This is a genomic window from Emticicia soli, from assembly GCF_037860775.1.
GTDB classification, from domain to species: domain Bacteria; phylum Bacteroidota; class Bacteroidia; order Cytophagales; family Spirosomataceae; genus Emticicia; species Emticicia soli.
In genome coordinates this window covers 221,198-247,057 of the sequence record NZ_JBBEWC010000011.1, presented here as the reverse complement: position 1 = coordinate 247,057, position 25,860 = coordinate 221,198, and the positions used below count along the sequence as shown (strand labels likewise).

Annotated in this window: 19 protein-coding genes; 7 read left to right on the top strand and 12 right to left on the bottom strand. The window is 39.5% G+C overall.

The genetic code is table 11. The annotated features are described in order from the left end of the window. Positions 1–56: 56 nt before the first annotated feature. Genes trpS through WAE64_RS18740 form a run of 3 tightly spaced genes read left to right on the top strand, consistent with a single transcriptional unit; the run spans position 57 to position 2,051 of the window. A complete protein-coding gene (gene trpS / locus WAE64_RS18750; protein WP_340239147.1) occupies positions 57–1,031 on the top strand; it encodes a tryptophan--tRNA ligase in 975 nt (324 codons plus the stop codon). Position 1,032: 1 nt separating this feature from the next. Next, complete coding sequence (locus WAE64_RS18745) at positions 1,033–1,599, top strand: phosphatase PAP2 family protein (protein ID WP_340239146.1); 567 nt, start codon at positions 1,033–1,035, stop codon at positions 1,597–1,599. A gap of 26 nt (positions 1,600–1,625) precedes the next feature. Further along, positions 1,626–2,051, top strand: a complete 426-nt coding sequence (locus WAE64_RS18740) for a DUF2147 domain-containing protein (protein ID WP_340239144.1) — start codon at positions 1,626–1,628, stop codon at positions 2,049–2,051. 89 nt (positions 2,052–2,140) lie between these two features. Here the strand turns inward: WAE64_RS18740 and dnaK are convergent, their stop codons facing one another. From dnaK to WAE64_RS18725, 3 genes are all read right to left on the bottom strand, one after another. After that, positions 2,141–4,036 (bottom strand): molecular chaperone DnaK, encoded by a 1,896-nt coding sequence (dnaK, locus tag WAE64_RS18735; protein ID WP_340239143.1) that lies wholly within the window; start codon positions 4,034–4,036, stop codon positions 2,141–2,143. Between the two features lie 196 nt (positions 4,037–4,232). Next, a complete protein-coding gene (locus WAE64_RS18730; protein WP_340239141.1) occupies positions 4,233–6,809 on the bottom strand; it encodes an NPCBM/NEW2 domain-containing protein in 2,577 nt (858 codons plus the stop codon). A gap of 322 nt (positions 6,810–7,131) precedes the next feature. After that, positions 7,132–7,722, bottom strand: coding sequence for a DUF937 domain-containing protein (locus WAE64_RS18725; protein WP_340239140.1), 591 nt, complete (start codon positions 7,720–7,722; stop codon positions 7,132–7,134). 117 nt (positions 7,723–7,839) lie between these two features. Here WAE64_RS18725 and WAE64_RS18720 point away from each other — a divergent pair, with 117 nt between their 5' ends. After that, positions 7,840–8,295: a nuclease A inhibitor family protein gene (locus tag WAE64_RS18720; RefSeq protein WP_340239139.1), complete on the top strand. Its 456-nt coding sequence runs from the start codon at positions 7,840–7,842 to the stop codon at positions 8,293–8,295. A gap of 64 nt (positions 8,296–8,359) precedes the next feature. On the opposite strand, the gene rplT is transcribed toward WAE64_RS18720, so the two are convergent. The 4 genes from rplT to WAE64_RS18700 form a co-directional block, all read right to left on the bottom strand. Continuing rightward, entirely contained in the window at positions 8,360–8,704 is a 345-nt protein-coding gene (rplT, locus tag WAE64_RS18715; protein WP_340239138.1) for a 50S ribosomal protein L20, read from the bottom strand. A gap of 106 nt (positions 8,705–8,810) precedes the next feature. Further along, positions 8,811–9,005 carry a 50S ribosomal protein L35 gene (gene rpmI / locus WAE64_RS18710; protein WP_340239137.1) on the bottom strand — a complete coding sequence of 65 codons (195 nt, stop codon included), beginning with the start codon at positions 9,003–9,005 and terminating at the stop codon, positions 8,811–8,813. 69 nt (positions 9,006–9,074) lie between these two features. Next, positions 9,075–10,352: an AGE family epimerase/isomerase gene (locus WAE64_RS18705; protein ID WP_340239136.1), complete on the bottom strand. Its 1,278-nt coding sequence runs from the start codon at positions 10,350–10,352 to the stop codon at positions 9,075–9,077. Between the two features lie 7 nt (positions 10,353–10,359). Continuing rightward, complete coding sequence (locus WAE64_RS18700) at positions 10,360–11,382, bottom strand: bifunctional heptose 7-phosphate kinase/heptose 1-phosphate adenyltransferase (RefSeq protein ID WP_340239135.1); 1,023 nt, start codon at positions 11,380–11,382, stop codon at positions 10,360–10,362. A 262-nt stretch (positions 11,383–11,644) separates the two neighbouring features. Between WAE64_RS18700 and dnaE the strand changes: the two genes are divergently transcribed. Continuing rightward, a complete protein-coding gene (dnaE, locus tag WAE64_RS18695) occupies positions 11,645–15,229 on the top strand; it encodes a DNA polymerase III subunit alpha (protein WP_340239134.1) in 3,585 nt (1,194 codons plus the stop codon). A 102-nt stretch (positions 15,230–15,331) separates the two neighbouring features. Continuing rightward, a complete protein-coding gene (gene trxA, locus WAE64_RS18690) occupies positions 15,332–15,658 on the top strand; it encodes a thioredoxin (protein ID WP_130021926.1) in 327 nt (108 codons plus the stop codon). Positions 15,659–15,730: 72 nt separating this feature from the next. Here trxA and WAE64_RS18685 read toward each other — a convergent pair whose 3' ends face one another. From WAE64_RS18685 to topA, 3 genes are read right to left on the bottom strand one after another with little or no spacing between them, the layout of a single operon-like run. Continuing rightward, positions 15,731–16,825 (bottom strand): serine hydrolase domain-containing protein, encoded by a 1,095-nt coding sequence (locus WAE64_RS18685; protein ID WP_340239133.1) that lies wholly within the window; start codon positions 16,823–16,825, stop codon positions 15,731–15,733. 19 nt (positions 16,826–16,844) lie between these two features. Further along, positions 16,845–17,543 (bottom strand): SIR2 family NAD-dependent protein deacylase, encoded by a 699-nt coding sequence (locus WAE64_RS18680; protein WP_340239132.1) that lies wholly within the window; start codon positions 17,541–17,543, stop codon positions 16,845–16,847. A gap of 32 nt (positions 17,544–17,575) precedes the next feature. After that, positions 17,576–20,044 carry a type I DNA topoisomerase gene (gene topA, locus WAE64_RS18675; protein WP_340239131.1) on the bottom strand — a complete coding sequence of 823 codons (2,469 nt, stop codon included), beginning with the start codon at positions 20,042–20,044 and terminating at the stop codon, positions 17,576–17,578. A gap of 307 nt (positions 20,045–20,351) precedes the next feature. On the opposite strand from topA, the gene WAE64_RS18670 reads away from it, so the two are divergent. Further along, complete coding sequence (locus WAE64_RS18670; protein WP_340239130.1) at positions 20,352–22,616, top strand: aconitate hydratase; 2,265 nt, start codon at positions 20,352–20,354, stop codon at positions 22,614–22,616. Positions 22,617–23,078: 462 nt separating this feature from the next. On the opposite strand, the gene WAE64_RS18665 is transcribed toward WAE64_RS18670, so the two are convergent. Both WAE64_RS18665 and WAE64_RS18660 read right to left on the bottom strand, forming a co-directional pair. Beyond that, on the bottom strand, positions 23,079–24,446 hold the full coding sequence (locus WAE64_RS18665) for a glycoside hydrolase family 140 protein (protein WP_340239129.1): 1,368 nt from the start codon (positions 24,444–24,446) through the stop codon (positions 23,079–23,081). 156 nt (positions 24,447–24,602) lie between these two features. Next, complete coding sequence (locus tag WAE64_RS18660; RefSeq protein WP_340239128.1) at positions 24,603–25,799, bottom strand: hypothetical protein; 1,197 nt, start codon at positions 25,797–25,799, stop codon at positions 24,603–24,605. Positions 25,800–25,860 lie beyond the last annotated feature (61 nt).

Below are 25,860 nucleotides of genomic sequence, written 5' to 3'. Positions count from 1 at the left end.
AATTTGTCTATTTTTGTTTCAAATTACATCATATTATCGGAACAATTAAAAATTTTATGACAAGAATTCTGACAGGTATTCAAGCAAGTGGCCGCCCACATTTAGGAAATATTTTAGGTGCTATCTTACCTGCAATCAAACTTTCTCAAAAACCAGACACTGAATCTTTTTTATTCATTGCAGACTTACACTCAATGACCACGGTTAAAAATGCTCAGACATTAGCAGATAATACCCGTGCGGTGGCTTCTGCATGGCTGGCTTGTGGTTTTGATGCAGATACAAACTTTTTCTACCGCCAGTCTCGTTTGGCTGGTTATCATACCGAACTTTTGTGGTATTTAAGCTGCCAGACGCCATACCCGATGTTAGCCAATGCGCATTCATTTAAAGATAAATCTGACAGGTTATCTGACGTAAACGCTGGCTTATTTACTTATCCGGTATTGCAGGCGGCCGACATCGTATTATACAAAGCCAATTTTGTACCTGTTGGCAAAGACCAGAAGCAACACCTTGAGATGTCGAAAGACATTGCTGCGGCTTTCAACCGAACTTTTGGCGATATATTGGTGCTTCCTGAGCCATTGATTGACGAATCTGTAATGGTGATTCCGGGAACTGACGGGTCAAAAATGAGTAAATCATATAATAATTATATCGATATTTTCTTGCCTGAAAAACAGTTGTTGAAATCGATAAAATCAATCATTTCGGATAGTACACCATTAGAAGAACCTAAAAATCCGGATAATGATATTACTTTCAAGCTATTCTCGCTGATTGCCGAGCAGGCCGATATTGACACTATGCGTGATAATTATCTGCGTGGTGGCTATGGCTATGGGCATGCCAAACAAGCTTTGTTTGAGCTTATCTGGAAGAGATTTGAGAAAGAAAGGGAATTATTTAACTACTATATGGAAGATAAAGATGCCCTTGAGAAAAAGCTCAAAGCAGGTGAAGAAAAAGCGGGAGAGATTGCCCGCCAGACCATAACCGAGGTAAGAAGCGTATTAGGATTTAATTGATATGATTGAAACTATCAGATATGCCGAATATGAGTGGTTTCTTTGGCTCAATAGCTTTCATACACCATTCTGGGATACCATCATGTATTGGGTTACTCATCGTTTTACCTGGATTCCCCTTTACCTATTTCTGATTTATTATATCTTTAGAGTTATCAGAATAAACGCCTGGTATAAACTGGCGTTTATTCTGGTTTCTGTAGGTTTAGCCGACCGCATTACGTCGGGCTTTATGAAACCCTACTTTCATCGGTTTCGCCCATGCCATGACCCTTCCATCGAAAACATTGTGCACGTAGTAGGCGGCTGTGGCGGCCAATACGGGTTTGCTTCAAGTCATGCTGCCAATAGTTTTGCCTTAGCGCTGGCCTTTGTGCTTATAAGCCCTCAAAGCAAGCCACAATGGAAATATTTTCTTTTTTTGTGGGCAATTTTAGTATCGTATAGTCGTATATATGTAGGAGTACATTATCCTACCGACCTGCTGGTCGGGGGTATGGTAGGTATGCTTGTTACGGGTATTATTTATTTTATGACCATTAAATTCAATCAATCATTACTAACTTAAAACTGAGGGATTTCTCACATCGCAACATGAAAAAACTATCTTTATTTTTCGCTTTACTCTTAATCTCAAAATTTGCTTTTGCTCAGGATATTACTGAAGGCACATGGTATAATGAAGAAAAAAGTGGTAAGATTCAATTCTTTAAACAAGGCGATAAAATTTTCGGAAAAATTGTATGGCTAAAAGACCCTAATGACAATGGTAAGCCACGCACAGATAAAGAGAATCCTGATGCTAAATTAAAAAGCAGACCCTTGGTTGGATTGGTGAATCTTAAGAATTTTAGCCAAACTAGTAAAACTACATGGGAGGGAGGTGAAGTTTATGATCCTAAAAACGGAAAAACCTACTCTTGTAAAATGACGCTCTCAAGCCCTACAAGGCTCGATGTGAGAGGTTTTATAGGTATATCTATCATAGGCCGTACTTCGCACTTCACAAAGGCTGATTAACAAAGTATTTTTTGTTTTGTCGTACATATTTGAGTACAAAAAAACTCCCTCATTGCTAAGGGAGTTTTTTTGTGCTCTCTGGCATCAGATTATTTCACCTCTTCGTAATTTACGTCGGTTACTTCTTCATCTTTACCGCCACCAGTAGGTGCACCTTGGCTTGTTGGCTCACCGGTTGGTGTTGCACCCGCTGCATAAATTTCTTGCGAAGCAGCTTGCCAAGCATTATTTATTTTTTCCATTGAGGCATCAATCGCTGCTAAATCTTTAGTACCATGTGCAGCTTTTAGTTCTGCCAATGCACTTTCGATAGCTGATTTATTACCTGCCGAAAGTTTATCGCCATACTCTTTCAATTGTTTCTCGGTAGAGAAAATCATTGTGTCGGCTGCATTTACTTTCTCAACTTTTTCTTTTTCAAGTTTATCCGCCTCTTCGTTTGCTTTTGCTTCGTCGCGCATTTTCTGGATTTCAGCATCTGACAAACCAGAAGAAGCCTCAATACGGATTTTTTGCTCTTTACCTGTACCTTTATCTTTTGCAGTTACATTCAGGATACCATTTGCATCAACATCAAATGTTACTTCGATTTGAGGTACACCACGTGGTGCTGGCGGAATATCACTTAAGTGGAATCTACCAAGCGTGCGGTTCTGCGATGCCATTGGGCGCTCACCTTGTAGAATATGTAATTCTACTGAAGGTTGATTATCAGCCGCTGTAGAGAATACCTCGTTCTTTTTGGTTGGAATTGTTGTATTTGCCTCAATCATTTTGGTAAATACACCACCCATTGTTTCGATACCTAAAGAAAGCGGAATAACGTCAAGTAAAAGAATATCTTTAACTTCACCTGTTAGTACACCACCTTGAACCGCCGCACCGATTGCTACAGCCTCATCAGGATTTACGTTTTTCGATGGTTTTTTGCCAAAGAATTTCTCAACTTCTTCCTGAACACGAGGAATACGAGTTGAACCACCCACCAAAATCACTTCGTCTATATCGCTGTTATTCATGCCTGCGTTTTTCATTGCTCTGCGGCAAGGTTCCATTGCTCTCTGGATAAGGCTATCAGCCAATTGCTCAAATTTGGCACGGCTAAGACTTCTTACCAAGTGTTTTGGAATACCATTCACAGGGAAGATATAAGGCAAGTTGATTTCAGTTTGCGCCGAGCTAGATAATTCAATTTTAGCTCTTTCGGCAGCTTCTTTCAAGCGTTGTAATGCCATAGCATCCTGACGAAGGTCAATGCCCTCATCTTTTTTGAACTCATCGGCCAACCATTCGATAATCACCTGGTCGAAGTCGTCACCACCTAAGTGTGTATCACCATCGGTAGCTTTTACTTCAAACACACCATCACCTAATTCAAGAATCGAAATATCGAATGTACCACCACCTAAGTCAAATACGGCAACAGTCATGTCTTTGCCTTGTTTGTCAAGGCCATAAGCTAAAGCGGCTGCTGTAGGTTCGTTGATAATACGTTTTACATCTAAACCGGCAATAAGTCCGGCTTCTTTAGTGGCCTGACGCTCAGCGTCGTTAAAGTAAGCAGGTACTGTAATTACAGCTTCTGTTACGGTTGTTCCCAGATAATCTTCAGCAGTTTGTTTCATTTTTTGAAGAACGAAAGCTGAAATTTCCTGAGGAGTATATTGGCGGTCTCCTATGCGTACACGAGGTGTGTTGTTTGCACCTTGTTCTACGTCATAAGCGATTGTTTTCATTTCTGCACTTACTTCATTGAAACGTTTTCCCATGAAGCGTTTAATAGATTGGATAGTATTTTTAGGATTGGTGATAGCCTGACGCTTTGCAGGAGCACCTACTTTTTTCTCACCATTTTCTAAAAATGCTACGATTGAAGGAGTTGTGCGGGCACCTTCGCTGTTTGCAATAACAACAGGTTCGTTACCTTCCATTACAGCAACGCAAGAGTTTGTTGTTCCTAAGTCGATTCCAATAATTTTTCCCATATTATTTATTTCAGTAAATTAATTCAGATTGATTTATTACTGTATCATCAATGGACGTGCCAAGCATTTGTTTGGCAGAAAAAACTGACAGATTGGCAGTATGTAATCGTTGAATTAATGGAGTATAAAGCGATTTTGACAAACGCTTTATTTTTTGTCAAAAAAGAATACTTACAATCTGTCATTACGGCTTTTTCTAGTTGCAACCTGCTATTCGTGCCATGAAAACCGTTCCGGTCTCAGTCTTAAAGCCTGGCTCGAGCATTATAGCCTGCCCTGCCTGATATACCACTTTGGCATTGTTCAGAATAGAGTTTTGTGCCGAAATAACGGTTGTAGCGCGTAATGACAAGTTAGTTTCAGACCCTGTAAAATCATTTTCAGGACTTACAAAGTTATAAGAAGTAGTACAGTTAGGGTTCACTTTAACAGTTACTGTTGAAACATTGCTTATACATTCATTTATTTTGCATGCAGCAGTATAATCTGTTGTAACGGTTGGGCTAACAGTTATTGAATTAGTGGTAGCACCAGTACTCCAGATAATAGTTCCACCAGGACAAGAGAAGTTAAATGAAGTTTCTAGTAAAGAATACTGACCTATATTAATGGTTTGAGGTTTTGCGGCAACTACAAGATTTGATAAGGTTATTATTTCTACTGTATTACTTGCCGCAGAAAGATTTCCTGAGTAATCCTTGGCACGTACCGTTGCTGTATAGTAGTAAGATGCCTCTAGGTTTTTGATACGATAAGTTGTTAAAGGAGCATCTACTGAATCTATTAATACGTTACTCAGGTATATATAATATTTATCAACTTCCATGTTATCAGTAGAGGCAGACCAATTAAGAGTTGCACAATTCTGGCTTATCTGGCTTTCGTGTAAGTTTGCCGGAATTGTCGGGCTTTGATTATCTATACAATGTAGCCTGGCTCCGGCCCAATCTGTATGGTCAGAATTGAAATTATCAGGGCCTTGATTAGTAATTATTTTTAATTCTTGTCCGCCCTGTACATTAATATTTATTTTAATAGTAGGGCTACTTCTACTTAAAAGAGGGCTTTGGTATTTTAAAATGTTGTCTACATATACTCTGAAATAAGCCGAACTCTGTGTGTCATTTGCATCAATGGCATCATCAATACCAATATCTGATATAAAGCGGCCAAAATTGCCATTCAATTTATAGGTAATTTCTGAGTTGGCATGGCACCCGATACCTTTTGGATAAGTGGTCCCTTTTAATTTTATAGGATTTCCCGAGTGGCTTTGGTCGTATCTTACAGCGCCAAGACCGCTAATGGCAGTACATGCCACCATATTCGAAAGGTATGTCATGCCATTACAGTTAACAGCGCCTGTGCAACCACAAATAACAGGTTGTGTAAAAGTAATATTGCCCTGCGAATCGGTCAGATAACAACGGTAAGTTCCACTTGTTCGGCTTATGACCTGCGTTGTAGCCTCGGCTGGGTCTTCATAGTCGGTATTCCCGGCATCTAATCTTACCCATTTGTAAGCAACATAGCCTCCTGGTGCAGTCAATTGAAATTCAGTATTTATAATGTTCACATTTACAACCGGAAGCGTTTTAGCTGTAATTGGTGTTGCGTTACTGAAAAAATTGCCATCTAATGAAGCATTCCAGAGATTTGCAAGATCAGGAAGAGCTTCAAGTTTAAAATGTACACCATCTGCGCGATTTGCAGGCCCTGGTAAGGCATCTGTATCTGGCCCCGAAAATAGTTTGTTTCCGTTATCGTTGCCTAAATTTTGTTGGGCAACTTTAATATCTGCTTGAGTATCAGTATCGTTAAAAAGGGTAGCTTTTGATATAACCCACGGAATAGTACTGCCAAAATCGCTACGGCTTTTATTGATTATATAATACATATTATCCAGATAGGCACTTCCGGTTGTATTAATGTAATTATCCGTTTCACCATGATGCCACAGAATAGCCCGTACACCAAAAACTGAAGCATAATAATTCATGATGCGTTTCAAGCCGGTATAAGGTACTCCTTGCTGATTACAGAAGGTAGGTTGAGATGGGTTGTAATGATTTTCAGTAGGTTGCCCATTAGAGCTCTCACGCCAGTTAATACTTGAAGTTGATGTGGCTGCTCCATTAAAAAAAGCAACCGGAACCCCCAGCCTGCTTGTTAGCATATCGCCTAATTTGCCATAGCACCAACTGCTAAACCCTGTCTTGGAAATAGTGCTATTGGTAATTTGTGAAAACGAAGGATAATTAGGGAATTTATTATCACATTGGCCCGCATTATTATCATACCACGATAATTCGTTGTGTGTTACAACTCTTTCGTCGGTTGCAGGATAACCAACGTTATCTAACCCTTGTGCATTAGATTGCCCTGCTATCAAAAAAACCTCACCTATACCTACACGGTTAAGTGTAGCTGTTCCACTTACATTACCGTTTGTGAAACTTCTTAGTTCTAATCTATACCATCCACCGGCTACTCCGGTAAGCGTGCCCGTAAAAACACCACCTGTCGGATTATTCTGAATGGTGGTCCAGTCTCTTGCAATACTTTCATTTCCAGGATTTATAAGGCGTGCCTGAACCGAGCTGACAGTCGTATTTGCGGGGTAATTACCAGCTATTGAAAGGCTTGCAAAATTGAATTGGTTCCGTTGAAAAACAGCGTTCTCCATCGGAAAAGTAATACTTATCTGAGCGTTAGATTGCAATAATGTAATTAACGAAACAAGTAACAGCAAATGTAAAGTTTTAAGAGTCATGTTTTTTTTAGTTGACGCTAAGGAGGATATGATTTGCAAGCAGACCTCGACCAAAAATCATGATGGTTAGTATTTGATAATAGGTAAGGTTTACTCAGATTTTAATAATAAATTTAGCAGTTCCAGATATTACTTTTTGGACATAATCATTTGCAAAAATACCAAAAAGAAAAAACCAAACCATAAAAAAAATACCATTATTGATTAAACGGTAAATTTTTTGATGATTTGGTTTTAACGTCGAGTCAAGACCAATCTTACAATCGGAATAGAGATTTATTTAAAACAACTATTCTGGTAAGCTAATACTTATCTGACAAAATTATTTGCCACCAAACAAGCCACCTAAAAGGCCGCCAAGACCACCGCCATTTTGTTGTTGTTTGTTGCCTCCCATAGCGCTGCCGGCAATGTTAATCAAATCATTCATATCTAATTTTCCATCGGCCAATGCTCCGGCGCCTGAGCTTAAAATACTGCCAAAGTCAATACCTGAGGTTTTTCCACCTGATAGCACATCCATAATACCACCTGTATTTACCGAATCATCGTTAGGGTCGTTAGCTTTACTGATAAGGCTCCCTAGCACACTTGGAATCAAACCAGCTACAACACTTGCTGCTGCAGAATTTGACAAGCCAAATTTTTGCATAAGATTACCAATAACACTTTGTGCAATATTAGCAACCACCGGGTTCGACATCAAGTTTTGGTTTGAGCCAGCACCACCACCAAGTAGCCCAAGCAAGCTACCTAAACCGCCCTGGCTAGTTGCCTGATTTGACAAGCCATTAACTAATCCTGACATTACCTCATCCATCACTCCATTATTATACTGATTAGGCACCGCTGGGTTGTTTACTACTGCTCCCTGACCGTGCTGCTGAATAAGACCTTGCAAAACTTCTAACATTTTTTTGTTTTTTTATGGTTGTTAATAAGGACAATACTATTTTTTTCTTACTTTTAAACCAGAATCCCGATTTAATTATGCCCTGTTTGGACTACAAAATTTATGTAAAGTAACAAAATGGAATCAAAAAAAAACAGTATTGAGCCAGAATCTTCTAAAGAAACAAGCATTGTTCAAAAATCGGTAGTTGAGGTACTCAAAGATAGCGTTGTTGATTTATTATACCCGAGTGAATCTGACGAAAAACTGAAGGTAATCGATTGGCAAGCCGATCATCCGGGGCCTTTTAACACTATTCTGTTCAGAAAATACATTGGCCTTACGCCGTCTGACAGAGTAGAGAGCCTACCTTGGGAAAAATTCTTTGATGTAGTGCTTAACAAACAGGATTGGTGGACTGACTACGAGACCGAAAGAGCCGAGAAGTTCGCCAAAATCAAAACTATTATGCAAGAAAACCTTACCGAATTAGAGTATCTGAGAGCCGGAAGAGTAGAGATTGAGGCATATCTGATTGGTAAAGATTTTGAAGGCAAATGGAAAGGTTTAAAAACCCTGATAATAGAAAGCTAATAAAAAAGAAGAGGTATCAACGCTAGTTGATACCTCTTATAACAGAGAATTAAGAATCTGCTGCTTATTTTACTTTTTCAACTACAGCTCTGAACGCTTCTGGGTGGTTCATAGCCAAGTCGGCCAATACTTTTCTGTTCAATTCAACGCCAGCCTTGTTTAGTTTGTCGATCAAAACAGAGTATGATAATCCTAACGGACGAACCCCTGCGTTAATACGAACAATCCATAAACGGCGGTAACTTCTTTTCTTTTGCTTACGACCAGAGTAAGCATATACTAAACCTTTTTCAACGGCGTTTTTAGCAACCGTCCAAACGTTCTTACGACGTCCGTAATAGCCTTTGGCTAATTTTAAAACTTTCTTACGTCTTGCTCTTGACGCAACGTGATTGACACTTCTAGGCATTTTGATGTAAGTTTTTTGACTTTGGCGGTTGGGTTAATACCACAACTCTTTGGTGCCATTCATCGGGTGAAACAATTGAACCAATGTAAGAGTCTGAAGACTACAATTACATGTTTAGTAAAGCTTCGATACGGTTTGTATCAGCTGGGCTTACTAATGTAGCAGAAACTAGGTTTCTTTTACGTTTGTTTGATTTTTTGGTCAGGATGTGGCTATGGAAAGCGTGTTTACGCTTGATTTTACCAGTACCTGTAATTTTGAAGCGTTTTTTCGCTCCAGAATTGGTTTTTTGTTTTGGCATTGTACTGAAACTTTAAGTATTGAACAAAAAAGTAAATTGGGGTGCAAAAATACAATACATTTATTGTATTTACAAATCTGAGTTCAAAATCTTATTAAGTCTTACAACAGATTGCACCATAGAGCGCACATCATGGTAATTAATCTTCCACGAATGGCTCATGTGTTTCCAGATAGGCTCTCCTTGGCGGGTCATCAAAGGCCACCATTCACCTACAGCATGGTTAATCATTTTGTCGAACACAAAACGGTGTACGTTTACGTAAGCATTCCAGTATTTTTCGTCTTTCAGGTATTGGAATGCATCAAGCATACCGATCAGCATTTCGGCTTGTTGCCAGAATTCTTTTTCACGGTCATATACTTCTCCGGCATGTGAGCCCTCAACATATACACCGCCATATTCCCAGTCAATCCCATTATCAACCGAGTGGCTGAACGATTTAATTATTTGCTCTCGGTGTGTATCATAAGGTAAGTCAAGAATATCAAGTGCATGCATCAGCAACCAGGCAAATTCAGAGTTATGTCCGTAGCTTGTATTATCTTCGGCTGATGCTTTATGCCCATCTTCTGTAAATCTATCCCAACCCCACACAATATCAAACTTTATCTGAGGTGCAACCGACCAATCAGCCCAGAATTGCGGAATTCCGGTTCCATACTCAGGGTGCATTATTTTCTTGGTAAGCAATTCTATTATCTCTAGCAATTTACGTCTGTGCACTTGTTGTCCTGTACATTCATAAAGCGTCGTGAAGGCCTCCATTAAGTGCATATGGGCATCAAGGGTTTTTCTGTCGCCTCCTGCTGCTCCCGGGCCTTTTAAATCCCAATTCCTTAAAAACATTTCCCAATAGCCACCATAATTGGTATCTACTGCATATTTCTGGAGTAGGTCAAATACTTTTTCGGCATACTCTTGTCCACGTGGGTCACCAGTTGCCAGCGTATATTCACTCAGACTATAAATGGCAAAACTGTGGCCGTAAACTATTTTTTCGTCAATCGTTACTTCGCCTTTGCGGTTTACCATCCAGTAAAACCCACCAAATTCTTTGTCCCACATTTTATCAAGTAGGAAATCAACGCCATGTTTGGCCATTTCGGCCAGTTTTCCGCCGCCATATCCGGCACGGTGAGCCGAAGAGTAAGTAAATACAGAGCGAGACTGAGCAATCAATGATTTTTCATCTTCGCCCGAATCATTGCCAAACTGGTCGAAGTGCGTCAGGAAACCACCATTTTCTGTGTCAACAGTTCTGGTAATCCAGAAAGGTAGCAAACTTGAATTAAGATAGTTTTTTATTTCATCGCGGAGTTGAAGAGCGGTTTCTTTTGAGTACATAGGTATATTAATAGGTTTTGTTTGAATTTTTCTCGTAAACTGTTAAGATTTCGTCTAATGTTGCAGTGCCGGTCTGACGCAATTTCTGAACCGTAACAGCCGCTGCCAGGTTAGCGATTTCTAGAGATTCATGAATAGATGCGCCTGCACCTCGGCTTGCCGAGAAGGCGGCTACTACGGTATCTCCGGCACCTACTGTATCTATCTCATTTTTAATCGGAATCGCCTTTACATTCTGCGTTTCTTCTTTATCCAGATATAAAATGCCATGCTCGCCACGGGTTACAATCAGACAATCACCAATTTGTGCTTGCAGATTTTTGCCATGCTCAATACAGGCACTTTCGTTGGCTTCATCAATTTCTTTGATATTGAGCAAGCGCGCCATTTCTTCGGTATTTACTTTCAGAATCGTATTTTTGATACAATAGCCGTAGGCACGCAAATCGGATACAAATAAACAATCAGAAGATTGTGCGATAAGGGTATTGAGTTGCTCAATTCGTTTTGGGTTGAGTAGGGGATTCGGAAATTGCTGATTAATAACCAGTACATCAAGTTCGGGCAGAGCTGTTGCTAGGGTAGCTAGTAATTTGTTAAATATCTCCTCATCTAATTGGTTATTGGTACCAAAATCGAGTCGATTAGACTCACCCTCTACCGACATGGGTTTTGTATAAGTACAGGTATCCCAACCAGAAGAAAGAATTTGTAGATGCTGGGTGTCAGCGCCAATCGCATGAAACAAACTCTGCATTTCTCGCCCGTAAATGTCATCGCCGACACAGCCAAAAACCTTTATGTTTTTTGCGCCGAGTGCACTCAGGTTATTTACTACATTTCCGGCTGCGCCTAATGACGAATGCGGCTTACTTGCCCAGAAAACCTCTTTATTTGTTTCAACCGAATATTCGTTGGTGTGGTAATTAATATCATAATAAAAGTCTACTGCAAAATCACCAATTACTCCAATCCGTAAGGTACTAATTCTTTTAAAAATGGTTTCAATTTCAGTTCTGTTAATAGGCATCTTCGGGTGTTGAATTATTTCAAAGTTTTATGATAAAAATACAAAATTTTGGGAGCGGTAAAATTGCTAAAAAATCGGTAAATAGAAATTAAAAACCGAAAAAACTTATTGCCACCAGAAAGGGTCTTTTTAATAGACTGAAAAAAGCTCGAAAACGACTACTGATATTCAGTGATTTATACGTTAATAGAAAATTAATGCGTGTTTAAGATAGTTTTTTTTAGTAATTTAGTGTTATAGTAATTTAAGTAACCCCGAATATATGCAATTCTCGCACTTACATAACCACACCCAATTTTCGCTCCTCGATGGTGCTTCCGACATAAAAAAACTATTTGCCAAAGCACAAGCCGATAATATGCCTGCTGTAGCTATTACCGACCACGGTAATATGTTTGGTGTGTTTGATTTTGTGGCTACTGCCGGTAAATACAATGTAAAACCCATTGTTGGCTGTGAGTTTTATGTAGTAGAAGACCACACCCGTAAGCAATTTACCAAAGAGCAAAAAGACCAGCGTTTTCATCAGCTTTTATTGGCTAAAAACGCAACTGGTTATAAAAACCTTACCAAGCTTTGTTCGTTGGGCTTTATTGAGGGCTTGTATGGTAAATACCCACGTATCACCAAAGCTTTAATTGAACAATATAAAGAGGGCCTAATTGCAACAACCTGTTGTATTGGCGCAACTGTACCTAAAACCATTCTTCGGAAAGGAGAGGAGGAAGGGGAGAAGGAGTTTCAATGGTGGCTCGATAGATTTGGTGAAGATTATTATGTAGAGATTCAGCGGCATGATATACCCGAGCAAATAAGAGTGAATGAAGTATTGCTAAAGTTTGCCAAAAAATATGGCGTGAAGGTTATTGCTTCTAACGATAGCCACTATGTTGACCAACAAGATTGGGTGGCACATGATATTTTGTTGTGTGTGAATACCAACGAAAAAATGTCGACGCCTTCGGCTAAAGATTTTAATGACGACGAAACTACTGCCAGAAATACCCGCTTTGCTTTCTTCAACGACCAGTTTTATTTCAAAACAACGCAGGAGATGTCAACGCTTTTTAGTGACATTCCGGCGGCAATTGATAATACCAACGAAATTGTAGATAAAGTAGAAACACTGAAACTTAAGCGTGACATCATGCTTCCCAACTTCCCGATTCCTGAGGAGTTTAAGGTGCATGCTGACGACGTAATGAATCAGTGGGAATACCTGAAACACTTAACCTATGAAGGTGCAAGAGCACGTTATGGAGAAATAGGCTCAGAAGTACAAGAACGCCTTGATTTTGAGTTATTCACCATTAAATCAATGGGTTTTGCGGGGTATTTCCTTATCGTATCTGATTTTATTAAAGCAGGCCGTGACTTAGGTGTAATGATTGGGCCTGGCCGTGGAAGTGCAGCAGGTAGTGCGGTAGCTTATTGTATCGGTATCACCAACATTGACCCAATTAAGTACAATCTACTCTTTGAGCGTTTCCTGAATCCTGACCGTAAGTCGATGCCCGATATTGATACTGATTTTGATGACGAGGGGCGTCAGAAAGTAATCGATTACGTGGTTCAGAAATATACCAAAAATCAGGTAGCTCAAATCATTACTTATGGTACGATGGCCACCAAATCGTCGATCAAAGACGTGGCCCGTGTGATGGAATTACCATTGGCTGATGCCAACTACATAGCTAAATTAATCCCTGATAAACCAACCTATGGAATTGATTTTCAGAAATTGATTCATTACCCGCTTGAAGGGCCTAAAAGTTTATCAGAAATTGGTTTGCAAGGCGACGAGATTGAAAACGTGAAGAAGGTGCGTGCCATGTATAATGGAAATGACCTAACAGCCAAAGTATTGCAACAGGCCGAAAAACTAGAGGGTACGGTTCGTAATACGGGTATCCATGCGGCAGGTATTATCATTGCTCCAGAAGAACTGTACAATATTCTTCCAGTTTCTACTTCAAAAGATTCTGACCTTTTGGTTACACAATACGAAGGAAAGATTATAGAAGATGCAGGGGTAATCAAGATGGACTTTCTGGGTTTGCGAAACTTGACTATCATCAAGGATTGTTTGCGCATGATTAAAGAAAATCATGGCGTAGAAATTGAAATTGATGAGATTGCACTAGACGACCAGAAAACGTACGAGTTGTTTCAACGAGGCGAAACCAATGCAGTGTTCCAGTTTGAGTCTGACGGTATGAAAAAATACATGAAAGACCTGAAACCTGACCGATTGGACGACCTTATTGCCATGAATGCCCTGTATCGTCCGGGTCCGATTGCCTATATACCTAACTTTATTAACCGTAAGCATGGGCGTGAAGAAGTAACCTACGACTTACCTGATATGGAAGAGTATCTAGGTGAAACCTATGGGATTACTGTCTATCAGGAGCAGGTAATGCTTCTGTCGCAGAAATTAGCAGGGTTTTCGAAAGGTGATGCCGACGTATTGCGTAAAGCAATGGGTAAAAAAGATAGAAAGACACTAGATAAACTGAAACCACAGTTCTTGGAAGGAGCGAAAGCTAAAGGACACCCTGAGAAAGTACTTGAGAAAATCTGGACAGACTGGGAGGCTTTTGCTTCTTATGCCTTCAATAAGTCGCACTCTACTTGTTATGCTTTTGTAGCGTACCAAACCGCTTATCTGAAAGCCCATTATCCGTCTGAATACATGGCTGCCGTACTAACATCGCAGCTAGGTAACATCGAGAAGATCACATTCTTTATGGAAGAATGTAAAGCCATTGGTTTACCGATTCTCGGCCCAGATGTAAACGAATCACAAAAGCAGTTCAGCGTAAACAAAAAAGGCGAGTTACGCTTTGGCATGGGAGGTATCAAAGGTTCGGGAGATGCTGCTGTTGATGCTGTTATTGAAGAAAGAACAAAAGGTGGCCCATTTAAAGATATTTTTGATTTTATTACGCGTGTAAACCTACGCACAGTAAATAAAAAGACACTCGAATCTTTTGCCTATGCAGGCGCCTTCGATTGTTTTACGGATTTACACCGGGCACAGTATTTCGATGCCTCTGATGGCACAACTTTAATTGAAAAACTCATTAAATATGCCAATAAACACCATGAAAATGCCAACGCAGGGCAAAATTCATTGTTCGGAGCTATTGGTGGTAGCGGCTTTGAGATTGCCAAACCGAAGGTGAACCCTGTTGAAAAATGGGGAGACATTGAAAAACTGCGCCTAGAGAAAGAAGTGGTTGGGTTCTATATTTCGGGCCATCCGCTTGATGAATTCTCTATGGAAATGAGGCGTTGTACACCATTAAATGAAGTTTTTGAGGCTAATAACCAGAACAAAGAGATTACTATTGGCGGAGTGGTAACGAATGTGCAACACAGACAATCGAAGAACGGAAACCCGTTCGGCATTCTGAAAATAGAAGATTACAATTCTAGTATGGAAATGATGCTCTTCGGGCAAGACTACGTCAATTTTTCTAAATTCCTTACGATGGGGCTTTTCTTGTTTATCAGAGGCAAACTGCAGAACAAATGGGGTAGAGAAGGCGATTGGGATTTTAAACCGATAAGCATGGAGTTACTGAGTGAGCTACGGAATAAGATGTTTAAGGAAATAAAAATTAATCTGGGCTTACACCAGATTAATGCACAACTGATTCAGGAAATTGATGACATGGCAACACGCTACCCCGGTAATTTTGATTTTAAATTATCGGTGAAAGATATCGATGAAAGGCTAGATGTTTTACTGCTTTCAAGAAAGATAAAAGTGGCTTCCACTAACGATTTTGTGAAAGAATTGAAACAAATTGTTGGCGACGAAAATGTTGTGTTTGCCTAATGGAACTTTTCTTAAATGCTCATTTGTTAGACCTATAACAAATAAAATAATAAATAAAAAACCTTAACGCAAAGTGCGTAAAAGGTACTAAATCATTATAAAATGGCACATAAAGCAATTGAAGTCACGGACGCAAATTTTGCTGAACTGATTAATTCCGACAAACCTGTATTAGTTGATTTTTGGGCAGAGTGGTGTGGACCTTGTAAGATGATTGGACCAGTAGTTGAAGAAATGGCTGGCGATTATGAAGGCAAAGCAATTATTGGTAAAATGGATGTTGATGCTAACTCAAACGTTCCGATGAACTTTGGTATCCGTTCTATCCCAACTTTGATGATTTTCAAAAATGGTCAATTGGTTGATAAAATTGTTGGGGCTGTTCCAAAACATATCCTTACTTCAAAATTAGAAGCGCAATTGAACTAATTTATATATGCTGATGCATCAAAAAAGCCTGACTCTGCAAAGAGTCAGGCTTTTTTGATGCATTATAGTTTCTCAGTTGGTTAAACTAAGTGCCTTGTCGAAATCTATAGCAGAATCATCAATCTTTTCTGTTTTCAGTAATTCTCTTATCGGTTTTTCTAATGCATGGTTGTTTGCAATATTCGAGAAATACACCATCAGGAACTGCTTGCCTGGCACAATATTCACAACATTGCTAAAGCCGCAAGTGCTACCTGTATGGTACAATTCTGTGCTTTGGGCTCCATAGCCATTAAACCAGCCCAAACCATAATTGATGTTCGTGGTACTTTCAATCTTATGGTTTATCTTTTTAAGCGCATTTTCTGTATTAAATAGTGTATTGTTTATGATAGCCTTATACCATTTTGCGTAGTCGTCTAGTGAAGTGTACACACAACCATCGCCTTTTGTGGCGCTCGTAATGCTTTGGTCTGAAAACACAAGTTTGCCTTCTTTGTTACGTGCATATCCCATTGCTCTACTTTGAATAGGTCTACCGGCTTCATAAATGGTGCTGTTAGCCATTTCTAATGGCTCAAAGATATTTGCCTTAATAAAAGTAACAAAGTTCTGTCCAGAGGCTTTTTCTACGATTTGTTCAAGCAAACAAAAGCCCGAATTACTATAGCGGAATTTGCTGCCAGCTTCAAAATAAGTTTTAGACTGATTTTTTAGAAACTTAAGCACATCAGTATCAGATAGTTGTTCTTTCTGATTGTCGGGTATAAGCTCCTCATAGTCCAGAATACCCGACGTATGCGTGAGCAAATGTTTGAGCTTTATTTTTGAGCCAACAGTTTTATTAAAATCAGGGAAGAATTTTAGAAGATTGTCTTCATAACTAAGTTTTTTACGGTTTTCGAGTAGAATAATGCAAGCAGCCGTAAACTGTTTTGAAACCGAGGCCATTCTGAAATTGGTTTGAGGTGTAATAGGTGTTTGTGTTTCCATATCAGCCATACCAAAACCATCTTTATAGAGTTCATGCCCATTTTTCATTACGAGTACAGCCATTCCTGCCTCATCTTTCTTTACGTGCGCTTGCAGCAAAGAATCTAGTTTTTTCTGGAATCCCTGTGCAAAAGAGATATTTGCCATTAGTAGAAATAGAATGGTTTTTTGCATAATTTAAAACAAAAGAAAGCTATTGATACTCACGAATCAGAATTTCGGCAAGTTGAGGCACGCCAACAGTAGCAGTTTCGGTAATGAAGCTGATGTCTTTATAATTAGAAGAAGCCTCTGGTATAAATGGGTCAACAATGAACTTTGGAACTGTTTTCTGTACGTAGTTAATTAGTCCGGCGGCAGGGTAAACCTGTAAAGAAGTGCCAACCACCACAAAAATATCGGCATTTCTAGCAATTTCCACAGCAGGGTCAATCATCGGAACAGCCTCGCCAAACCACACAATATGTGGGCGCAATTGGTGCCCATCTTCAGCTAAATCACCAATTTCAATGGCTCTTCCACCAATATCCGTTATCAGATGCTCATTTTTGATGCTTCTTACTTTGCAGAGTTCACCATGTAGATGTAGTACATTCGTTGAGCCAGCTTTCTCGTGTAGGCTATCAACATTTTGGGTGATAATGTTTACATCGAAATATTTTTCTAATGCGGCCAATGCCAGATGCCCGGCATTTGGGTTTGCTTCGCAAGCTTTAGCCCTACGCTCATTATAAAATTGCAACACCAGAGCCGGATTTTTATTCCAGCCCTCGGGTGTTGCAACATCTTCAATGTTATGATTTTCCCATAAACCGCCGCTATCTCTAAAGGTTTTTATTCCGCTTTCGGCACTAATGCCAGCGCCCGTTAAAACAACCAATTGTTTTTTCATAAGATAGGGTATAGGTTTATGTTGCTTAAAATTTATCCGTTTGCCAATTTACGGCAATCTTCAAGCGTTAAAGAAGCCGGATCGGTTCCTTTCGGTATTTTTACGTTTCGTTTACCTACTTTAATGTAGGGGCCATATTGGCCGTTTAAAACCTGTATGGTCTTATCTTCCGGAAACTCTTTAATAATCTTGTTGCTTTCGGCAGCTTTTTTAGCCTTGATAATCTCAATGGCCTTATTAAGGTCTACTTCGGCAGCTACAATGCCTTTTTCAATGTTGTAGTACTTGTCGCCATGTTTTACATAAAAACCAAATCTACCTTTGCCCACGTTTACAGCAAGCCCTTCATAGATACCCAAGTCTTTTGGCTGAGACAAGTCTCCGCTGTTGCGTTTGGCTTCTATAATTTCTATGGCTCTTTCTTCTGTAACCAGATAAGGGTCTTCGCTTTTTTCGAGGTTATAAAACTTCTCGTCGTGTTTAATATATGGGCCAAACTTGCCAACTGCAACCAACAACGGTTTATCCTCATAGAAACCAACCTCACGAGGCAGCTTTGGCATATCTAGCAAGGCAAGGGCATCCTCAAGTGTAATATTATCAACCAATTGGCTTTTCAGTAAGCTGGCAAACACCGGCTTTTCTTCGTCGGTTGTTTCGCCTAATTGAACATACGGCCCAAATTTTCCGATTTTCACCGAAATCTTTTTGCCTGTTCTAGGGTCAAAACCAAGTTCTCTGGCACCTTTGGTAGCTTTTGCGCTATCGGCCTGCTCTACTTTATGGTGAAAATCTTTGTAGAAATCGGCAATCATTTTTTGCCATTCTACTTTACCGTCAGCCACTTTGTCGAAGTCTTTCTCAACATTGGCGGTAAAGCTAAAATCAATTACATCATCAAAGTTTTCTACCAAAAAATCATTAACTACTATACCTATATTAGTTGGGAATAGTTTGGCTTTTTCGGTGCCGTAGGTTTCTTTGCCTACTTTCTCGCTTATCTCGTTATTTTTTAGAGAAAACTCTTTAAAGTTTCGCTCCTTGCCTGGTCTGTCTTCTTTTACTACATAATTACGCTTAATAATAGTAGAAATAGTAGGAGCGTAAGTTGACGGACGACCAATTCCCATTTCTTCCAGTTTCTTTACAAGGCTGGCCTCTGTAAATCTTGGTGAAGGCTTGGTGAATCGCTCAGTGGCTTTCATCTCTGACAAATCAAGTGCCTGACCTATCGATAACGGCGGAAGCATACCTTTACTTTCTTCATCCTCATCATCGTTCGACTCCAGATATACTTTCAGAAAACCATCAAACTTAATTACCTCTCCGGTAGCTACTAGTTCTTCTGCTGTGGTTGAAATTCCGATGGTAGCAATCGTTCTTTCCAGTTCTGCATCTGCCATCTGTGAAGCAATTGAACGCTTCCAAATCAATTCATACAAACGTTGCTCGTTTCGGTCTGCACCTGCTTTTTCAACGCTGAAATCAGTGGGTCTGATAGCTTCGTGGGCTTCTTGTGCCGAATCGTTTTTGGTTTTATATTGTCTTACTTTTACATATTTCTCTCCGTAAGCATTTTCAATCTGAATCTTGGCTTTTTCTATTGCTTCACTCGAAAGATTGGTTGAGTCAGTTCTCATGTATGAAATCTTACCTGATTCATAGAGTTTCTGAGCCACTGTCATGGTTTGAAGAACCGAGAAACCCAGTTTTCTTGATGCTTCCTGTTGTAACGTAGATGTAGTAAAAGGCGCAGCAGGTGATTTTTTAGCTGGTTTTACTTCAAGATTTTTAATTGTAAATATCGCATTTTTACATTTTTCTAAAAATCTCTTTGCCTGCTCTTCCGTTTCAAAGTTTTTTGGTAATTCGGCATTTAGTACTTTGCCTTTTTCTACCAGAAATTGAGCAATTACCTTAAATGATGATTTAGAATTATGGGAATCAATGTCTCTTTCTCGCTCAACAATTAATCTTACCGCCACTGATTGTACCCGACCGGCCGAAAGGTTGGTTCGCTCACCGGTTCTGATTTTCTGCCATAGTACCGGAGAGAGCTCAAAGCCTACAAGGCGGTCAAGGATACGGCGTGCTTGCTGAGCATTTACCAAATCCATGTCTATGGTTCTCGGATTCTGAATAGCGGTGGTAATTGCTTTTTTGGTAATCTCTCTGAAAACAATTCTCGGAGTAGAATCTTTTAGCCCTAACGACTCTTTCAAGTGCCACGAAATGGCCTCTCCCTCACGGTCGTCGTCAGTTGCCAGCCATACTGTTTCCGACTCTTTGGCTAATTTCTTCAACTCATTAATCACCTTTGTTTTATCTGAAGAAATAGCATATTTAGGAGCAAAGTTTTTACTGACATCAATTCCTAATTCTTTTTCAGGGAGGTCTCTGACATGACCAAAACTTGATTTTACCGTAAAATCTTTTCCTAGATACCCTTCAATGGTTTTTGCTTTTGCTGGGGACTCAACTATAACTAAGTTCTTCGACATTCTTTGGCCTTTGGTTTTTAATTTTTGTGCGATATTAAGATATTAATGCAAAACAGAACATAAAAGTTTTAGAAAAATTATTAAAAAATTATAAAACGGAAAAGATTTGAACAAAAAAGCATGGCTTTGGGGTTATTCTTATAGGTACTTGCTGCCGAAAATTGCCTTTACGTACACCAGAGCACATATTTTTAGTAATATTTGAAAATTTACTATTTATAATTTGACGATGTTTCGTAATTTTGGCGCAATCCTTCATCTTTTCAATCCAGATATGAGTTTTAACATTTAAAATTTTCTTTAAAAAATGGCAGTTTTTGATTTAGATATGATTAAGAGCGTTTATGCTCGAATGCCTGAAAGAGTAGAGGCCGCTCGTAAAATAGTGGGTAAACCTTTAACGCTTGCGGAAAAAATCCTTTATACGCATTTATGGGAGGGAACTCCAGGTAAAGCGTATAGTAGAGGGGTTGATTATGTTGATTTTGCTCCAGACCGTGTAGCTATGCAAGATGCTACTGCTCAGATGGCATTATTACAGTTCATGACAACCGGACGCCCAAAAGTTGCCGTTCCTTCTACTGTTCACTGCGACCACCTTATTCAAGCTAAAGTAGGTGCAGTTGACGATTTGAAAATTGCTAACGAAAAAAATAAAGAGGTTTACGATTTCCTTTCTTCTGTTTCAAATAAATACGGTATTGGCTTCTGGAAAGCAGGTGCTGGTATCATTCACCAGGTAGTAATCGAAAATTACGCTTTTCCGGGTGGAATGATGATTGGAACTGACTCACATACGCCTAATGCAGGTGGTTTGGGTATGGTTGCGATTGGTGTTGGTGGTGCCGATGCTTGCGACGTAATGTCGGGCTTGGCATGGGAGTTGAAAATGCCTAAATTAATTGGTGTAAAACTTACAGGAAAACTGAAAGGATGGGCTTCTGCAAAAGACGTAATTCTTGAAGTAGCAGGTCGTTTAACTGTAAAGGGTGGTACTGGTTACATAGTAGAATATATTGGTAAAGGTGCTGATGCACTTTCCGCAACGGGTAAAGGTACAATCTGTAACATGGGTGCCGAAATTGGTGCTACTACATCATTGTTCGGATATGACCGTAAAATGGCGGCTTATCTGAAGGCTACCGGCCGTGCAAGAGTTGCTTCTTTGGCTAATGGTATCAAAGATTTATTACGCCCTGACCAAGAGTGTATCGATAATCCTGAGGCTTATTATGACCAAGTAATCGAAATTAACCTTTCAAGATTAGAGCCACGTATCAATGGCCCATTCACGCCAGACTTGGCTTGGCCGCTTTCTAAATTTGCGAAAGCTGTTAAGAAAAACAAATGGCCTGAGAAATTAGACGTAGGTTTGATTGGCTCATGTACCAACTCTTCTTACGAAGACATGACTCGTGCCGCTTCAATTGCAGCACAGGCTGCTTCTAAGCATATTGTTGCTAAAGCTGAGTTTACAATCACGCCAGGTTCTGAGCAAGTACGTTACACAGCCGAAAGAGATGGTATCCTTGATACTTTCAACTCAATTGGTGGGGTAGTACTAGCTAATGCTTGCGGACCATGTATTGGCCAGTGGGCAAGACACGGAGCTGAAAAAGGAGAGCGTAACTCAATCATCACATCGTTTAACAGAAACTTTGCTAAACGTGCCGATGGTAACCCAAATACACACGCTTTTGTAGCATCGCCTGAGATTGTAACAGCATTTGCCATTGCGGGAAGTCTTACTTTCAACCCTGCCAAAGATACCTTGACAAACGAAAAAGGTGAGCAGGTAAAATTAGATCCACCACTTGGTGTTGAGTTACCTCCACTAGGTTTTGATGTAAAAGATGCCGGATACCAGAAGCCTAAAAAAGATGGTAGCAATGTAAAAGTTGCGGTTAGTCCTAAATCTGACCGTTTACAATTACTTGACCCATTCAAAGCATGGGAAGGTACCGATCTTACTGGCCTTAAATTGTTGATTAAAGCCAAAGGTAAATGTACAACTGACCATATTTCGATGGCTGGCCCGTGGTTGAAATACCGTGGTCACCTTGACAATATCTCTAACAACCTTTTGATTGGTGCAATTAACTTTGCCAATGGCACTGCCAATAAAGTTAAAAATCAATTATCAGGCGAGTACGGCGAAGTACCAGCAGTACAACGTGCGTATAAAGCTGCGGGTGTTGGAACGATTGTAGTAGGAGACGAAAACTACGGTGAGGGTTCGTCACGTGAGCATGCTGCAATGGAACCACGTCACTTAGGTGTGCGTGCTATTGTTGTTCGTTCTTTTGCTCGTATCCACGAAACCAACCTTAAAAAACAAGGTATGTTGGCATTGACATTTGCTGACCCTGCTGATTACGACAAAATTCAGGAAAATGATACTTTCGATATCTTAGGTTTAACAACCTTTGCTGAAGGAGTACCATTAACGATGGTAGCACATCATGCTGATGGTTCGAAAGATGAAATCAAATTGAACCATACATACAATACTAGCCAGATTGGCTGGTTCAAAGCTGGTTCAGCCTTGAATCTGATTGCTGCTGAAGTTTAATTCTGATGCTTTATATCATAGAAAATATCCTGCGTTTCCGCAGGATATTTTTTTATGCCCATCTCCTCACTTTTCTGATTGCTGGTGTCGCTCACTTTTAGCCTATATTTTTACAGTACTGTAAATATTCTAACATCAATGTGTTATTTCCAGATATGGTTTTAAGTGTATGGTTAAAAATAATGATTCGACTTGAAAAGCAGTTTTTTTCAACTATACTGCTTTTCATTCAATTGCGGTGGAGAACCTTGTGGCTGTCGGCTACATCTTCAAAATGCGCTTGGGCGGTGTACGCTTGTCTAGTCAAAAAAGCTTTGCTTTTCGGTCAGAATAACAAAATTTCAATAATACTCTAAAAACGAACTTTGCTGGTAGATAAACCTACTATTAAAATAATGAAAGAGATTTCTAAAAAGTAAATTTCTACTGCAAAAGAGATTCACAAGTATGAGTGTTAAAATCTTACGGCTTCGGAAAATTCTTAGAGGCATCGTCTAATATTAATACCCAATCTTGACCATACCCTGAGCGTGGAGGTGTAAATTTATGAGTGCCTTTATTATCAATTTTACTTATCTCTTCAACTTTCCCATTTCTTGGGTCAAACCAGTAGGCGTTTAGCTGTGTGCCTGATATTTTGCCAAGATTTACGTTAAAAGATTTTCCGGCGGCAGAATAAATAAAAGCATAATCTTTGCCTCTTGTAGCCTGAATGCGTTCACTTGCTGGAGAGTTATTTTCAACGACCAACGATTGGTCGGGCACTCTATCAAGAAAAGGACGTGATTCTATCAGTCTTCGGGCATGCTGCATCTGTTTTGCTCCGGGTAATTCCATGGCTTGTTGCCAGTAAAAATGTGGACCATTTACAGCTTCTTTATTTGGCGAATACATCTGCCAGATGTCGTGGCAACCATAAGTATGCCCAAATGCCCCTGCAAAAAGATTAAGATAGGCATATTTGCGTACATCATAAGCATTTGAAGTGCCTAAATCGGTTGCATTAAAACAAACAGGATGGTCTTCGTAAATGGGTTCTCCGTCAATTACAGGTTTTACCAAGGCTCTGTCGTACGAACCCTTTATATTATCATAAATAGGAGTATCTCTGCAATGCCCGTTTTGAAACATATTAAAATCAAACCATTCGTCAGCATGAAACCATTGGCTGGCACCTTCTTTATTTGGTTGCGGGTGAAAAGTTATCAGGGCTTTATCGTTGCCACCTACACCCTCTACAATTCCGGCAGCCATTGCTCTCCATACCTCCACATCGTCAGAGTTTGGGCGAGGTGTTCTGTCGCCACCTAATATCCAGATAATGTTCTTCTTGTTTTTATAGCGGTTTGCCAGCCATTTACCATAAATTCGGGCATTGGAGGTATTAAAAACCTCAGGCCCTTTGCCCCAAGTCGATTTATTGAGTTTATCGCCCCAAGTCGGTAAAAAACCTATGGTTAAGCCATATTCAGCGGCTTTATCAATAATATAGTCTACGTGCTTAAAATAGGCTTCGTTTGGCGTAGTAGGGTCGTTGTTTAGTAATGGTTTATCTCCGTAAGGATTAGGGTCATTCAGACCATCAAATTCGGCGAGTGCTACTGCTTGTATAACGGTGTATTTTTGCGCAGCGCGTTTTTTAAGATAATAGTCTGCATCTTCTCGGTCGAGTCTATGAAACAACTCCCAGGCTGTATCGCCCAACCAGAAAAATGGTTTGCCATCTTTTAATAAAAAACGTTTGTTTTCGCTTACTGTGAAACTCTGAGCAGAGACGCCCAGCACGATGAATAACATTAATAAGGTTGAAATAAGTCGATTTGATTTCATGTTTAAGGGTAACTCATGGTTGAATTTTACCGAAGCTAAGTAATAAAATCGAAAAATTGTATTACAAAACTAAATTTTTTGTATAACGAGTTAGAAACAAAAATGCCGATAACTTTTTAAGGCTTATCGGCATAAGATTTTATATAAAAGTGGGTTTTAATCTTCAAAAAATGCGCAACTACCACCCACCCAGTCGAAATTCTTGTTGAAATTAACGCCTATCATCTCTCCACGACTTAATCGGGCTAGATTTGTAACCAATCTAGGGCGAGGCGCAGAATCTTCCCAAGCGAACAATAGTCTGATTTCGGTTTTTATGAGGTTCCCATCGGTGTCTTCAATCACAGGCTCATATTTTACTTTTCGCTGAATCAGATAGTTTTCTTTGTCTTCAATCGCATCTAAATCTTCTTTGGTGAAGTTTAATTTTACGCCACTGCCTGCAAACGAGAATAAAGGTTTCAGAACATAATTTTCTAAATCGGTCGGATATTCTTTTAAATCAGACAGATAATAACTTTTAGGCACAAACGGACTATTGAGTAGGGGCAAAGTAAATTTGCTTATTCTGAAAAACCAGTTTGGATGCGTTACCCATTTTACGTCAACATCATCAGTCATTTTAAACTCTGTCTCCAAGTCGGGGAAATTCTGTAATAAATCATCAAAAATCAGGCGATTATAGATTCTTTTGATTTCTATTTTCCGGCCGTCTTTTTCATAATATAATTTCCTGCCTTCTTTCTTTATTTTGGTGTAACATACCGGCTCAATTCCCCATAGTTGCTTACTTATTTCAAAATCAAGGCGTGTCTTCTGTTTTTCGGGGTAAATCTCAAGCAAAATAACGTTTTCAGCTTTTTCACCGCCTAGCAACACTTTTTTCATGTGCTCTACATAAGAAGCCATGTTTAAGCGATTAAAGTACTGCGAGAAATTTTTAGGGCTAAAAAAGAACTTTTTGTATTTCTGCCCCAGATACCATTGATACCCAAATAATGATGGAAAGCCTTGTAGTTCAATTAACTGTGGAGTCAACTCACCTTTTTCATCATGGCAAACTGCAAAGTCTACTGCTAAAAAATTGGGATGAGCGTCTTCATTTGGCACATCCTGATTTGCCGGAATCGCTCTTGCTGTTTTCGCTTTAAAATCATCTTTTACCAATGTGTCAATAATATCATTACAAGCCTGTAATAACTTGATTTTTAATGATTGAGGCACAAAAACCGGTGTTTCGGCAATACGAAAATCTAATTGTGTCGGAAAATCTCTTTCAATTTCAGCTAGTAATGCCTCGTATTTTTCGTTTGAAAAACTTTCGTTGAATTGACGACGGATTTCGGGTATCATATAATGATGGGAATGTAAAGATTGTGGAAAGGAAAAACGCTCAGTTTTAAATGAATAAGGT

Excerpts from the sequence above, each read along its gene's own strand:
- WAE64_RS18740 (WP_340239144.1), top strand. The coding sequence starts at position 1,626 with ATGAAAAAACTATCTTTATTTTTCGCTTTACTCTTAATCTCAAAATTT.
- rpmI (WP_340239137.1), bottom strand. The coding sequence starts at position 9,005 with ATGCCAAAACAAAAAACCAATTCTGGAGCGAAAAAACGCTTCAAAATT.
- WAE64_RS18730 (WP_340239141.1), bottom strand. The coding sequence starts at position 6,809 with ATGACTCTTAAAACTTTACATTTGCTGTTACTTGTTTCGTTAATTACA.
- WAE64_RS18700 (WP_340239135.1), bottom strand. The coding sequence starts at position 11,382 with ATGCCTATTAACAGAACTGAAATTGAAACCATTTTTAAAAGAATTAGT.
- rplT (WP_340239138.1), bottom strand. The coding sequence starts at position 8,704 with ATGCCTAGAAGTGTCAATCACGTTGCGTCAAGAGCAAGACGTAAGAAA.
- topA (WP_340239131.1), bottom strand. The coding sequence starts at position 20,044 with ATGTCGAAGAACTTAGTTATAGTTGAGTCCCCAGCAAAAGCAAAAACC.
- dnaE (WP_340239134.1), top strand. The coding sequence starts at position 11,645 with ATGCAATTCTCGCACTTACATAACCACACCCAATTTTCGCTCCTCGAT.
- WAE64_RS18705 (WP_340239136.1), bottom strand. The coding sequence starts at position 10,352 with ATGTACTCAAAAGAAACCGCTCTTCAACTCCGCGATGAAATAAAAAAC.
- WAE64_RS18745 (WP_340239146.1), top strand. The coding sequence starts at position 1,033 with ATGATTGAAACTATCAGATATGCCGAATATGAGTGGTTTCTTTGGCTC.
- WAE64_RS18685 (WP_340239133.1), bottom strand. The coding sequence starts at position 16,825 with ATGCAAAAAACCATTCTATTTCTACTAATGGCAAATATCTCTTTTGCA.
- WAE64_RS18720 (WP_340239139.1), top strand. The coding sequence starts at position 7,840 with ATGGAATCAAAAAAAAACAGTATTGAGCCAGAATCTTCTAAAGAAACA.
- trpS (WP_340239147.1), top strand. The coding sequence starts at position 57 with ATGACAAGAATTCTGACAGGTATTCAAGCAAGTGGCCGCCCACATTTA.
- WAE64_RS18660 (WP_340239128.1), bottom strand. The coding sequence starts at position 25,799 with ATGATACCCGAAATCCGTCGTCAATTCAACGAAAGTTTTTCAAACGAA.
- dnaK (WP_340239143.1), bottom strand. The coding sequence starts at position 4,036 with ATGGGAAAAATTATTGGAATCGACTTAGGAACAACAAACTCTTGCGTT.
- WAE64_RS18680 (WP_340239132.1), bottom strand. The coding sequence starts at position 17,543 with ATGAAAAAACAATTGGTTGTTTTAACGGGCGCTGGCATTAGTGCCGAA.
- trxA (WP_130021926.1), top strand. The coding sequence starts at position 15,332 with ATGGCACATAAAGCAATTGAAGTCACGGACGCAAATTTTGCTGAACTG.
- WAE64_RS18665 (WP_340239129.1), bottom strand. The coding sequence starts at position 24,446 with ATGAAATCAAATCGACTTATTTCAACCTTATTAATGTTATTCATCGTG.
- WAE64_RS18670 (WP_340239130.1), top strand. The coding sequence starts at position 20,352 with ATGGCAGTTTTTGATTTAGATATGATTAAGAGCGTTTATGCTCGAATG.
- WAE64_RS18725 (WP_340239140.1), bottom strand. The coding sequence starts at position 7,722 with ATGTTAGAAGTTTTGCAAGGTCTTATTCAGCAGCACGGTCAGGGAGCA.